The 13,097-nt window shown below is 70.4% G+C and carries 11 protein-coding genes; 1 reads left to right on the forward strand and 10 read right to left on the reverse strand.

All coding sequences use genetic code 11. The features are described 5' to 3' along the window. Positions 1 to 16: 16 nt before the first annotated feature. From folE to dacB, 6 genes are all read right to left on the reverse strand, one after another. Positions 17 to 595 (reverse strand): GTP cyclohydrolase I FolE, encoded by a 579-nt coding sequence (gene folE / locus ABZW11_RS04710; protein WP_355412649.1) that lies wholly within the window; start codon positions 593 to 595, stop codon positions 17 to 19. Beyond that, complete coding sequence (gene ftsH / locus ABZW11_RS04715; protein ID WP_355412651.1) at positions 592 to 2,586, reverse strand: ATP-dependent zinc metalloprotease FtsH; 1,995 nt, start codon at positions 2,584 to 2,586, stop codon at positions 592 to 594. The genes folE and ftsH overlap by 4 nt, the downstream gene beginning before the upstream one ends. A gap of 251 nt (positions 2,587 to 2,837) precedes the next feature. Then, entirely contained in the window at positions 2,838 to 3,389 is a 552-nt protein-coding gene (gene hpt / locus ABZW11_RS04720) for a hypoxanthine phosphoribosyltransferase (protein WP_355412653.1), read from the reverse strand. 10 nt (positions 3,390 to 3,399) lie between these two features. Further along, positions 3,400 to 4,392 (reverse strand): tRNA lysidine(34) synthetase TilS, encoded by a 993-nt coding sequence (gene tilS, locus ABZW11_RS04725; protein WP_355412655.1) that lies wholly within the window; start codon positions 4,390 to 4,392, stop codon positions 3,400 to 3,402. 170 nt (positions 4,393 to 4,562) lie between these two features. After that, on the reverse strand, positions 4,563 to 5,639 hold the full coding sequence (locus ABZW11_RS04730; protein ID WP_355412657.1) for a zinc-dependent metalloprotease: 1,077 nt from the start codon (positions 5,637 to 5,639) through the stop codon (positions 4,563 to 4,565). Positions 5,640 to 5,697: 58 nt separating this feature from the next. Next, positions 5,698 to 7,122 carry a D-alanyl-D-alanine carboxypeptidase/D-alanyl-D-alanine-endopeptidase gene (dacB, locus tag ABZW11_RS04735; protein WP_355412659.1) on the reverse strand — a complete coding sequence of 475 codons (1,425 nt, stop codon included), beginning with the start codon at positions 7,120 to 7,122 and terminating at the stop codon, positions 5,698 to 5,700. Positions 7,123 to 7,206: 84 nt separating this feature from the next. Here dacB and ABZW11_RS04740 point away from each other — a divergent pair, with 84 nt between their 5' ends. Further along, entirely contained in the window at positions 7,207 to 7,698 is a 492-nt protein-coding gene (locus ABZW11_RS04740) for an inorganic diphosphatase (RefSeq protein WP_355412661.1), read from the forward strand. Positions 7,699 to 7,705: 7 nt separating this feature from the next. Here ABZW11_RS04740 and ABZW11_RS04745 read toward each other — a convergent pair whose 3' ends face one another. The 4 genes from ABZW11_RS04745 to ABZW11_RS04760 all read right to left on the reverse strand — a co-directional run bounded on the left by ABZW11_RS04745 (position 7,706) and on the right by ABZW11_RS04760 (position 13,036). After that, complete coding sequence (locus ABZW11_RS04745) at positions 7,706 to 8,809, reverse strand: C40 family peptidase (RefSeq protein ID WP_355412663.1); 1,104 nt, start codon at positions 8,807 to 8,809, stop codon at positions 7,706 to 7,708. 115 nt (positions 8,810 to 8,924) lie between these two features. Continuing rightward, positions 8,925 to 10,409: a sigma-70 family RNA polymerase sigma factor gene (locus tag ABZW11_RS04750; protein ID WP_355412665.1), complete on the reverse strand. Its 1,485-nt coding sequence runs from the start codon at positions 10,407 to 10,409 to the stop codon at positions 8,925 to 8,927. 135 nt (positions 10,410 to 10,544) lie between these two features. Beyond that, positions 10,545 to 11,348: a hypothetical protein gene (locus tag ABZW11_RS04755; protein WP_355412667.1), complete on the reverse strand. Its 804-nt coding sequence runs from the start codon at positions 11,346 to 11,348 to the stop codon at positions 10,545 to 10,547. 77 nt (positions 11,349 to 11,425) lie between these two features. After that, positions 11,426 to 13,036, reverse strand: coding sequence for an ATP-binding cassette domain-containing protein (locus ABZW11_RS04760; RefSeq protein WP_355412668.1), 1,611 nt, complete (start codon positions 13,034 to 13,036; stop codon positions 11,426 to 11,428). Positions 13,037 to 13,097: the final 61 nt, after the last annotated feature.

Below are 13,097 nucleotides of genomic sequence, written 5' to 3' on the forward strand. Positions count from 1 at the left end.
GCCGCGCGCGACCTGATCAGCGCCCCAGGATGAGCGCCATGGCCTCGGACCGGGTCTTGTCGCTCGTACGGAAGTCGCCCCGCACGGCCGACGTCACCGTCTTGGCGCCCGGCTTGCGTACGCCGCGCATCGTCATGCACAGGTGCTCGCACTCCACCACCACGATCACCCCACGCGGCTCCAGCACCCGCATGAGCGCGTCGGCGATCTGCGAGGTCATCCGCTCCTGCACCTGCGGCCGGCGGGCGAACACGTCGACCAGCCTGGCCAGCTTCGACAGGCCCGTGACCTGGCCCTTCGCGTTGGGAATGTAGCCCACGTGGGCCAGGCCGTGGAACGGGACCAGGTGGTGCTCGCAGGTCGAGTAGACCTCGATGTCACGCACGAGCACCATCTCGTCGTGATCGACGTCGAAGACCTTGTTGAGCACCTCTTCCGGCTTCTGGCCGAGCCCCGAATACTGCTCGGCCATCGCGCGGGCGACCCTGGCGGGCGTCTCGACCAGGCCGTCGCGGTCGGGATCCTCGCCGATGGCGTAGAGGATCTCGCGTACGGCCTTCTCGATCCGCCCGAGGTCGACGTCGTGCTGCGTCACGTACTTTCCCCGGAGGGCAGGGCATCCTGGTGGCCCGAGGTGAGCGAGCCGTTGGCCGACTGCTCCTTCGGGGTCAGGATCGGCGGCCGGTCGGACGGCAGCCGCTTGCCGTAGCCCGCGTAGGACGGGCGGTGCTCCTTGACCACCACGGGAGCGAAGATCTGCAGCACCTGCTCGCGGGAGAGCGTCTCCTTCTCCATGAGCTCCAGCACCAGGTTGTCGAGCACGTCGCGGTATTGGACCAGGATGTCCCATGCCTGGTCGTGCGCCGTCTCGATCATCCGGCGGACCTCCTCGTCGATCGTGGAGGCGATCTTCTCGGAGTAGTCGCGCTCGTGGCCCATCTCGCGGCCCAGGAACACCTCCGCCTGGCCGGTGCCGAACTTACGGGCGCCGAGCTGCTCGCTCATGCCGTATTCGGTGACCATGCGGCGGGCGACGGCCGTGGCCTTCTCGATGTCGTTGGAGGCGCCGGTGGTGGGCTCGTGGAAGACGAGCTCCTCCGCCGCGCGGCCGCCGAGCAGCATCGCGAGCTGGTCCATCATCTCGGACCTGGTGGCCAGGAACTTGTCCTCCATCGGCAGCGTCATCGTGTAACCGAGCGCGCGGCCGCGGGACAGGATCGTGATCTTGTGGACCGGGTCGGAGTTGGGCAGCGCGTGCGCCACCAGTGCGTGACCGCCCTCGTGGTAGGCGATCATCTTCTTTTCCTTGTCGGACATGACCCGCGTCTTGCGCTCGGGCCCTGCCATGACGCGGTCGATCGACTCCTCGAGGACGTCCATCGTGATCAGCTTCTGGTCGGCCCGCGCGGTGAGCAGGGCCGCCTCGTTGATCACGTTGGCCAGGTCGGCGCCGGTGAACCCGGGGGTGCGGCGCGCGATGACGTCGAGGTCGACGTCGGGAGCGAACGGCTTGCCGCGGCCGTGGACCTTGAGAATGCCCTTGCGGCCCTCGAGGTCAGGGCGGTCGACCGTGACCTGACGGTCGAAGCGGCCGGGGCGCAGCAGCGCCGGGTCGAGGATGTCGGGCCGGTTGGTCGCGGCGATGAGGATCACGCCGCCCTTGACGTCGAAGCCGTCCATCTCGACGAGCAGCTGGTTGAGCGTCTGCTCGCGCTCGTCGTGACCGCCGCCCAGGCCGGCGCCGCGGTGGCGGCCGACGGCGTCGATCTCGTCGATGAAGATGATCGCGGGGGCGTTGGCCTTCGCCTGCTCGAACAGGTCGCGCACCCGGGAGGCGCCGACACCGACGAACATCTCGACGAAGTCGGAGCCCGAGATCGAGTAGAACGGCACCCCGGCCTCGCCGGCGACCGCGCGGGCCAGCAGCGTCTTACCGGTGCCGGGCGGGCCGTACAGCAGCACGCCCTTGGGGATCTTGGCGCCGATCGCCTGGAACTTGGCCGGGGCCTGCAGGAACTCCTTGATCTCCTGGAGCTCCTCGATGGCCTCGTCGGCACCCGCGACGTCGGCGAACGTGGTCTTGGGGGTGTCCTTCGTGATGAGCTTCGCCTTCGACTTGCCGAAGTTCATCACCCGCGAGCCGCCGCCCTGCATCTGGTTCATGATGAACAGGAAGATCAGCACGATGATGACGATCGGCAGGAAGCTCACCAGCAGGCTCAACAGGATGTTCTCCTGCGGCACCTCGGTGGTGAAGCTCTTGGTCTTGCCGGCGTCGACCTGGGCCTGCAGCTCGTCGGTCAGCTTGCTGCCGTAGCCGGTGACCCAGTCGGACTGGATGAGGTTGGTCGGAGTGCCGCCCGGCTCAACCGCGACCGGGTTGACGAGCTTCACCTCGATCCGGTTGTCCTTGTCGACAATCTTGGCGTTGCTGACGTTTCCGGCGCGAATCTGCTGGAGAACCAAGGACGTGTCGGCCGACTTGTAATTTCCACCGCCACTCCAGAGCTGGGTGACGAGGAGGAGCAGCACGACGATGCCCAGGATCCACAGCAGTGGCCCACGTGTAAATCGCTTGAGATCCATCCGATGCGGAACCCCTTGCGGGCCCGTCCCTTCCTGACCATGGCCTGGAACCCCGGGCACGCCCGGGGCCGCGGCATCCGGCACCGCGACTTCTGACTACCCGAAGGGGACACGTGGTCACCCTCCCGGAGTCTGAAGGTACACCGGCAGAGCGCACGGAGGGACCCGCCCGCTGCACCGGTCTTGCCCTATCAACGTACGTCACGTTGCGCCATGTTCCCGGCCATTGCCGGAACGGAGGGCCCGAAGCGCTATCGATATACGTGCGGCGCCAGGGTGCCGATGAACGGCAGGTTGCGGTAGCGCTCCGCGTAGTCGAGCCCATAACCGATGACGAACTCGCTGGGAATGTCGAAGCCCACGTATTTGACGTCGATCGGCACCTTCACCGCGTCGGGTTTCCGCAGCGCGGCGCAGATCTCCAGCGACGCGGGATTGCGCGACTTCAGGTTCTCCAGCAGCCAGTGCAGCGTCAGGCCCGAGTCGATGATGTCCTCGACGATCAGCACATGGCGGTTCAAGATGTCGGTGTCGAGGTCTTTCAGCACGCGTACGACGCCGGACGACTTGGTGCCCGCGCCGTACGACGACACCGCCATCCAGTCCATCTGCACCGGCACGTGCAACGCTCTGGCCAGGTCGGCCATCACCATGACCGCGCCCTTCAGCACGCCGACGAGCAGCACTTCCCTGCCCGCGTAATCCTCGTCTATCCGGGCCGCGAGTTCTTTGATCTTCGCCTGGAGCTCGTCCTCGGGAATGAGCACCTTTTCCAGGTCATTGCCCATGTCGGCAGCGTCCACCTGTGGTTCCTTACGGGATGGGACTGATGGCGAATATCAGGGTGCCATACCGCCGGACGGCGGACAGACCCCCGGGCAGATGCACGGCTTTCTGCCCGTGCCAGTGCGTGACCAGCCGGTCCACCGCCAGCACGTGGGTCGCCCACAGGGCTCCGGGCGGTGCTCCCGCCGCGATCGCCGCCCTCCGCACCACGCGCCGCCTCACGGCGCCGGGCAGCTTCTCCAACTCCGCCACCGGCAGCCTCACCGACCCGCCGATATCGCTTAGAGCGCAATTTCCGTACGCGGAATCTGCCCACTCGTCGAGGGCGTCCGCGTCCTCCCGCGCCATGGCCGCCGTCCGCGCGAGCGCCTCCGCCGCCCCCGGCCCGAGCTCCGCCTCCAGCACCGGCAGCACCCGCCGGCGGACCCGCACCCGGGTGAAGCGCGGATCCTCGTTGTGCGGATCATCCCAGGGCCGCAGACCGAGCGCTCCGCAAGCCGCCACCGTGGTCGCCCGAGGGATGCTCAGCAGCGGCCGCCGATAGATCCCCGCGACGGACGCCATCCCCGACAGACTCCGCGTCCCGCTTCCCCGGGCCAACCCCAGCAGAACCGTCTCAGCCTGATCATCCCTGGTGTGCCCCAGCAAGACCGCCGCCGCCCGCAGCCTCTCCGCCGCCCCGCTCAGCGCCGCGTACCGAGCCTCCCTGGCCGCCGCCTCAGGCCCTCCTTCGGTGCCAACGGTGACGGTGAGCACCTCGGAGGGATCGAGCCCCATTTCTGACCCGATGCGCGCCACCGAGACGGCCCGCTCCCCCGAGCCTTCCTGCAGTTGATGGTCAACCGTCACCAGCCCGGCCCTGAGCTCGGCCCGAGGCGCCACGAACGCGGTCGCCGCCGCCAGCGCCAGCGAATCAGCCCCACCGCTACAGGCGACAAGAACGAGCGCCCCCTGGGGCAGACCGGTCAACGCCTCCCGCACAGCCCTACGTACATCAGCAACAGCCGGATGTGGACCCACGCAGGCATTCTCCCGCCTCCCCCACCCCGCCCCCGACAAGCGCCGCGCCACACCCCGCCGACGCGGTGCTCGTGAGAACCCCGAGGGGCGAGGCCCTCAGTGGCGGTGCGGTGGTGTGGGCGGGTGCCGCTGTTGCGGGGTCGTGAGGCTTGGGTGTCCCGGCTTCTCTGTTAGGCGGGAAGGGCCGGGGTGCCTATGACGCGGCTGATCCAGGACGTCGGGTCGGCTATCTCCGGGGTGGTGGGGAGGGTTTCCGGCGACGTCCAGACCTTGTTGAAGCCGTCCATGCCCACGCGGTCCACGACCGTGCGGACGAAGGCGGAACCTTCCGCGTACTGCTTCATCTTGACTTCGATGCCCAGCAGGCGGCGGACCGTGCGGTCGAGGCGGGAGCCGCCCTCGCGGCGTTGCGCGAACTTGGCGCGGATGTCGGCCACCGAGGGCACCACGGACGGCCCCACCGCGTCCATGACGTAGTCGCCGTGGCCCTCCACGAGCGTCATGACGGCCGTGAGGCGGTCGAGGATCTCCTTCTGGCCGGGCGACTGGATGGCGTCGATGAGGTTGCCCTCGCCGCCGCGCACCACGTCGGCGACGGTGTCGGCGGCGTTGCGGAGGCGCTCGAGCAGGGTGGGCAGGTCGAGGTCGGACGCGAGCAGGAACTCGGTCATCTGGGAGCGCACGTATTCGCGCAGCCAGGGCACGCCGGTGAACTGCACGCGGTGGGTCTCCTCGTGGAGGCACACCCACAGGCGGAAGTCGTGGGGGTTGACGCCCATCTCGCGCTCGGCGTGGACGATGTTGGGCGCGACGAGCGTGAGCCGCCCCGCGGGCTCCTGGCCGGTCGGGTCAGGCGGCAGGAACAGCTCGTACTGGCCCAGCACGCGGGAGGCGAGGAAGGCCAGCACGGCCCCGACCTCGACGCCCGTGATGCGGGAGCCGACGGCGGTGACGATGGCCGGCGGCTGGTTGTCGGAGTTGCCCATGCGCTGCGTGAGCGGCTCGAGCACCACGCGGAAGCCCTCGACGTTGGCCTTGATCCAGCCGGGCCGGTCGACGATGGTCGCCGGCTGCGGCGCGGTCTCCGTGTGGATCTTGGTGAACTGCCGCACGTGCCCTTCGGCCTCGCGCGACAGGGTGCGGAGCTCGGCGACGGCCTGCCTGGCCTCCTCCCGGCTCACCTGTGGGCCGGGGCGCACGAGGCGCGTGCCGGTCGTGACGGCCAGATCCCAGTCGATCACCTGCATACCGTCCACGGTACGTGCTTCTGGGGCGGGCCGCGAAGGACCGTGCGGAGGAACGTGCTCAGGAACGTGCGACGATGGCCGCGAGCCGGTCGAGCACGGGTTCGGCGTTGACCGGCACCTGGTCGGCCATGAAGGCGTAGGTGACCAGCCGCCCGTCCTTGGTGGTGGCGAGCCCGGCGAGCGTGTTGATGTGGTTGAGCGTGCCGGTCTTGGCGCGGACGAGCCCGACCTGGTCCTTGCTGTCGCCGCCGGTGAAGCGCCGCCCGTTGCCGAGCGTGCCGGAGAAGCCGGCGATCGGCATGCCGGTGGCGACCGCGCGCAGCTCGGGGTGCTGCGGCGCGCCGGCCAGGGCGATGGCCTTGGCGAGGGCATGAGGGCTGATGCGGTTGCGGATGGACAGGCCGCTGCCGTCGGAGAGCGAGACGTTCTGGGCCAGGCCGAGCCGCTGCAGCACGGCGTTCACGGCCTTGCCGCCGCCGCCGAACGACGGCTGCTGGCCCTCTTTGATGGCGACGTGCCGCATGAGGGCTTCTGCGAGGTCGTTGTCGCTGCGGGTCAGCGTGTGCTCGACGAGCGCGTAGAGCGGGGCGGAGTCGACGCGGCCGAGCTCGGCGGCGCCGGCGGGCGCCTTGGCGGGACGTACGGACCTGGCGACGGAGACGCCCTGCTTGGCGAGGAGCCTGGCGAAGGCGTCGGCGGCGTACTGGGGCGGGTTCTGGACCCGGGGGGCGCGGAAGCGGGGGTCCTGGCGGCCCTCGTCGATCATCAGCGCGTGGACGGGGGCGACCTCGCCGTCGGGGATGTAGTTGGGCTTCCAGCCGGGCGCCTTGGGGTTGCCGGTGAACAGGCTGTCGTCGTAGGAGAGGGTGACCTTGCGCACACCCCGCGCCTTGAGCGTGGCGGCGGTGCGCGCGGCCAGGGTGTTCAGGCTCGCCTGCTTCGGGTAGTCGGACGACCTGGCCTGGGGACCGGCGAGCATGGGGTCGCCGCCTCCGACGAGGACGATCGTGCCGGGCTTCGTCCCCTGGACGACGCGGGTGGACAGCCGGGCGTCGGGGCCGAGCGCGGCCAGGGCCGCGGTGCACGTGATGATCTTCGTGGTGGAGGCGGGGGTGATGGCGGTGTCGGGATCGGCCGCGAAGAGCTGCTCGCCTGTGACGGTGTCGAGGACGACCGCGCCCACCCGTCCGCCGAGCGCATCGTCACCCAGCGCGCTGGCCAACTGCTTCGTCAAAGTACCCTTAGTCGGGAGAGGTCCGTCTCCTGACTTCGCCGAAAGCTGGGCCAGCACAGGCCCCGCGGTGACCACGGGGACGGGGGGAGAGCCTTCCGCCGGAGACGCCGTCGGATCGGTCGGCGCAGACCCGCTCGTCAGCGCGCTCAGGTTGAAGTCGGTGGTCATCGCGTAAACGCCGATGACGACCGTCAGGATCTGGAGCACGGCGAGGGTGGTCAGCATCACCAACCGGTCGCGCCGCGCCACGTCGCCTGCCCTCTCTCCTGTGTTCGCCTACGAGACATTAACGCCCGCCCGGGGGTGCCCGGGGGCCTGAGCGGAGGAACCGCGGTGGAGTTCGACGTTGTCGTTGAGATTCCCAAGGGACAACGGAACAAGTACGAAGTCGATCACGAGACCGGCAAGATCAGGCTTGACCGGCTGCTGTTCACCTCCACGCAGTACCCCGCCGACTACGGCTTCATCGAGAACACCCTCGGTGAGGACGGCGACCCGCTCGACGCGCTGGTGCTGCTGCAGGAGCCGACGTTCCCCGGGTGCTACATCACGTGCCGTGCGGTGGGGATGTTCCGGATGACGGATGAGAAGGGCGGTGACGACAAGGTGCTGTGCGTGCCGTCCACCGACCCCCGCATGCACCACATCCAGGACATCCACCATGTCTCGGAGTTCGACCGCCTGGAGATCCAGCACTTCTTCGAGGTCTACAAGGACCTGGAGCCGGGCAAGTCGGTCGAGGGCGCCAACTGGGTGGGCCGCATCGAGGCCGAGGCCGAGATCGAGCGCTCGTTCCGCCGGGCCAAGGAGCACGGTCACCACTGACCTGCCGTCAGCGGGGCCTGGTGGCGCCCACCAGGTCCCCGCGCCAGATCGAGGCCACCCGTACGACGTCGCCGGTCTGCGGCGCGTGCACCATCTGGCCGCGTCCGACGTAGATGCCGACGTGGTGGATGGTCGAGGGATTGCCGCTGACGTGCGCGAAGAACAGCAGGTCGCCGCGGCGCAGCTGGTCGAGCGGCACGTGCGGGCCCGAGGTCCACTGGGTGCCCGTCCAGTGGTCGAGCCGCACGCCCGCTCTTTCCCAGGCCCGCATGGTCAGTCCCGAGCAGTCATAGGTCTCGGGGCCGGCGGCGGCCCACACGTACGGCTTGCCGAGCTGGGTGAGCGCCCAGTTGGCGGCCACGTCCCCCATCCGCGAGCCGCCCGCGACGAGCCCTGACAGGGCCGCCGCGCGCCGCCTGGCGAGGAGCTGGGCGCGGGTGCGGGCGGCGTTCACCTTGCGCTGCAGGGTCGTCTTGCGGGCCATCAGCTGCCGGGTCTCGCGCCGCTGGCGGGCGACCGCGGTCTGGGCGGCGAGCTTGGCCCGCCGGGCGCTCTCCGCCGCCGCGAGCCGCTCGGCGTGCGCCCGCCCCGCGTACGTCCGCAGGATCGCGGCCACTTCCTGGGCGTCGCGCAGGCGCCGCATGACCGCGCCCTGCTCCTCTTCCAGATAGCCCAGCACCATGGCCCGGTGCAGGAACCCGTCCGTGCCGCCGCGGTCGGCCAGCATCCCCATGTACGGCTTGACCGTCCCCAGGCCGCCGTAGTTCTCGGCGGCGAGCAGCGCGACGTCCTGCCTGGCCCGCTCGACCTCGGCGTCGGCGGCGGCGAGCCGGGCGGTGGCCTGCTGCTGCGCCTGCTCGGCCCTGCGCAGCCGGACGACCTCCCCGTTGTACGCCTCCACCAGCCACTCCACCTCGGCCGCCAGCCGGTCGAGCCGCGACTGGGCGGTCACCAGGGCGGCGGTGGTGCGGCTGAGCTGGTGTGAGCGCTCGCGTACGGTCTGGCGGGCCCGCTTGACGTCGTGGCGGGACGGACCCGGCTCGGCGAGCGCGGGCGGGCACGCGGCCACCAGCAGGCAGGCAACGAGGAGCCCGGCCCGGAATGCGCGCATAGGTCCCCCTGAAACCGTTGGTTACTCTATGCGCACGATTCCCCCGGGTTAACTCACGTAACGTGACCACACCGAGCCTCAATCGCCCCTTTCCGAAGCGCTGACAGAACGAGGTTCAGCTGCGGTTCTCCGCGGGGGTCGCGGACGGCTCGTCCGAGGGGGTGGGGGTGGCCGGTTCCGACGGCGTGGTGGTGGGCGTGGGGGTCTGGCTGGGACTCGGCGAGGGGGACGGGGTCGGGCACGGGGTGCGGGGACCGCACGGCCGGGGCCTCGGCGGGTGGGGGTGCGGGTGCTTCGGGGGTGGAGTCCGGGTCGGCGGGGCCTGTGTCGGGGGCTGCTCGGGCGGCTCTTCCGCGGGCGGCGTGAGCCGCGTAGGCGGCTCCTCCGGTGGCGCGGGCGGGGAGGGCGGTGGCGAGGCGGGCCGGGAAGGCGGCGTCTCCGGCTCGCCTGGCCGTGACGACGGCGGAGAGCCGCCGGTCGGCGTGGCCACCACGGGGACCACCGGCGGCGGCTGCCCCGGCGTCCCCGTGACGCCGAGTGGCTGCGTGGTCGTGCCGTCGAGGATGGGCAGCACGGTCAACGGGACGTCCTCGGGGTCGGCCTGCCAGGGCAGGCGGATGCCGGGCGGTTCGCCCGTGGCCGGGAACGCGGCCGTCGCGACACCTGTCACTCCACCGTTCTCCCTTCCTATGTGCTGGAAGATGACCGCTATCGCCACCACGGTCGCGACCGCCGCCAGCGCGCCCGCCACCGCCTGAGGCCATCTCCTGCCGTGGTGCGCGTCGGGAACGGGAAACCCGGCGGCGCCGAGCGCGGCCGTGCGGCGGGCGACGTAGCGGCGGTAGGGCAGCAGCTCGGGGTCGGCGAAGCAGCTCATCACGCGCACCCGCAGCGTCTCGGGCAGCGCGGGCTCGGGCAGCAGCTCGTAGACCTTGGCGACCGAGACCTCGCGGCTGCGGTGGGGCGCGCAGACCTCGCACCGCGGCAGGTGCCTGACCAGGTGCTCGCGCATCTCCGCGGTCAGCGCGCCGGAGAAGCCGGACAGGATGCGGGCCCTGCGCGGGCAGTCGTAGGGGCCCTTCCTGGCCAGCACCTCGGCGGTGATGGCGTCGCGCAGGCTCTCGCGGGCCTGCTCGTGCAGCAGCTCGACCTGGCGTACGGGCTGCGCGAGCACCTGCGCCAGCTCGGCGGCGGGCAGCCGGTGGCGGTGGACGAGCTCGAGCACCTCGCGCTCGGCCGTGGGCAGGCTCTGGACGGCGTTCCAGGCCATGATGCGCAGGTCGGCGTCGGCGGGGTCGTCGAGGGTGGGCGCCTCGGCCAGGCCCTCGTCGGCGCCAGGCGGCTCGGCGGCCCTGCGGCGCAGGCACTCGGCTCTGGCCAGCGCGTAGAGCCAGGTGCCAAGCCTGTCGGGATCGGCCAGGGCGCCGGCGTGCGCCTCGGCGGCGATCAGCGTGTCGCGGAGCGCCACCTGGGCGCTCTCGGCGCTGAGGAGAAGGGACCAGCAGTAACGGTAGACGCTCTCCGCGTACGCGTCGTAGAGCGTGGCGAGTGCCCCTGGATCGCGGGCGCGGAGTGCTTCCACCAGGACGCGGTCAGTCATGTGACCGAAGGTAATGGATCGGTAACTAGTAGTTCCACCATTTCCGGGCTAATGGCCGGTTCTTGTCTGGGAGCGGGCGGATTCCCGTACGGAAATATCGCGCCGCGCAGCATTACCGCCCGAAATTTTCGGAAATTACTGCTTGTGTTCGGAGAGGACGGCAATGCTCCTGTCCACCGCGAACGGCTCGCTCGTCGGCTTGACCGTGTGCATCGGCACCGCGCCGGCCAGCGCCAGCTCCTCGTAAGGCCGCCCGGTGGACCCCCAGGTCCTGGCGGTGATCTCGGTCTTGGCGACCTTGGCGTTCTTCGGCAGGCCGAGCACCGACAGGACGAACCTGGGCGCGCTGCCCGCCTTCACGTCGTCCACGAACGTGTCGCCACCGCCGAGGAGTTTTCCGGATTTATCACGCAACATCGCCGTCACGACCAGGCTGCTCACCGGCATTTGATAGGGATTATCGACATATCCGGTGATGAGGTAAGAGCCGTCTTTCTGGGGCAGGGTCTGCACCCGGCTGATCGGGAACGGCCGGAACGACGAGGCGATCCGCGCCGCCTGCCGCCACCGCGCGGGCCGGTATTGGATCGTCACCTTCGCCGGCTTCACCGAGGCCGGAGCCTGCCCGGTGAAAGCCAGCGAGCCGCCCGGCGGCACCGCGTCGAGCGGCTGGTCCAGCTTCAGCACCTCGGCGCCCTTGGCGTCGTGGCCGACGATGGTGGCGACCACGTGCTCGCCGAAGTGCCACGGGTTGGCGTTGGTCAGCACGCCCGCCCAGTTGACGGCGTACCCGTCGGCGGACTTGACGATGTTGGAGACCTGCTCCTTCATCGCGAGCGGCTTGAGCTGGGGCTGGACGGGACGTACCTCGCTCGCGCACCCGGCGAGGCAGATCGCCCCGAGTGCGAGGAGGCTGACGGTTCGGCTACGCGGGATCACTTTGCCGTGATAACCCGAACATGGCACGACCGGCAGCGGACACGCGCCAGCCGTACCAACTCTTTAACGCGGGTCGCTCACCGGGGACGCACCACGCGCGACTCGTCCCAGACCGGCTCGGACGACTCGTAGACCGTGCCGTCGGCGCCGAAGACGAGGTAGCGGTCGAAGTCGGCGGCGAACCACCGGTCGTGCGTGACCGCCAGCACCGTGCCGTCGAACGCCTCCAGGCCCGCCTGCAGCGCCTCCGCGCTGGCCAGGTCGAGGTTGTCGGTCGGCTCGTCGAGCAGCAGCAGCGTGGCGCCCGACAGCTCCAGCAGCAGGATCTGCAGCCGGGCCTGCTGGCCGCCGGAGAGCGTCTCGAAGCGCTGCTCGGCGACGCGGCCGGCCAGCTCGTAGCGGGCCAGCGCCTTCATCGCCTCGTTCTTGAGCCTGGCGTGCTCGGTCATGACGATCTCGACCGGAGTGCGGCCGCGCAGGTCGGGACGCGCGTGGGTCTGCGCGAAGTGGCCGGGCACCACGCGGGCGCCCAGCCTGGCCACGCCCTCGTGCGCGACCTGCTCACCGGCCAGCAGACGCAGGAAGTGGGACTTGCCCGAGCCGTTGGAGCCGAGCACGGCGACCCGCTCGGCGTACCAGACCTCCAGGTCGAACGGGCGCATGAGGCCGGTGAGCTCGAGCTGCTCGCAGATCACCGCCCGCTTGCCGGTGCGTCCGCCGCGCAGCCGCATGGAGATGTGCTGCTCGCTCGGCGCCACCTCGGGCGGCCCCGCCTCCTCGAACTTGCGCAGCCTGGTCTGGGCGGCGTGGTAGGCGGCCGCCATGCCGTCGTTGTAGCGCGCCTTGTTCTTCAGCATGTTGACCAGGGCCTTGATCTTGGCGTGCTCTTCGTCCCAGCGCCTGCGCAGCTCGTCGAGGCGCTCGTTGCGGGCCTTGCGCGCCTCCGCGTACGTGGCGAAGCCGCCGCCGTGGATCCAGATGTTGCCCGACTCGACGGTGACGATGCGGTCGGCCGCGTTCGCGAGGAGCTGGCGGTCGTGGCTGACCAGCAGGACGGTCTTGGGCGTCTCCTTGAGCTGCCGCTCAAGCCACTCCTTGCCGGGCACGTCGAGGTAGTTGTCGGGCTCGTCGAGCAGCAGGGTCTGGTCGGGGCCGCGCAGCAGCGCCTCCAGGACCAGGCGCTTCTGCTCGCCGCCGGACAGCGTGGCGACGTCGCGGTATTGCACCCGGTCGAACGGGACGCCGAGCGCGGCGACCGTGCAGGTGTCCCAGAGCACCTCGATCTCGTAGCCGCCGGCGTCGGTGTAGTCGCTGATGGCCTGCGCGTAGCGGAGCTGGGTCTTCTCGTCGTCGCGCTCCATCATGGCCAGCTCGGCCTCGTCGAGCCGCTTCGCCGCCTGTCGCACGGCCGGTGGCGCGACGCCGAGCAGCAGGTCGCGTACGGTGCTGCCGTCGCGCACGCTGCCGATGAACTGCCGCATCACGCCGAGCCCGCCGGAGCTCGCCACGCTGCCCTCGACCGGCTGCAGGTCGCCGGCGATGAGGCGCATGAGCGTGGTCTTGCCCGCGCCGTTGGGCCCGACGAGCGCCGCCTTGACGCCCTCGCCGACGCGGAAGGAGACGTCGTTGAGCAGCGGCCGCCCGTCAGGCAGCACATACGTCAAATGTCCTACTTCCACGTGGCCCATCCCGGCAGGGTAACGGGCGCCCCGCCACCCGGTCATCCGGATTTCGTCGCCCTCACGAGGG

Source organism: Nonomuraea sp. NPDC004580 (genome assembly GCF_040609855.1).
Classification (GTDB): domain Bacteria; phylum Actinomycetota; class Actinomycetes; order Streptosporangiales; family Streptosporangiaceae; genus Nonomuraea; species Nonomuraea salmonea.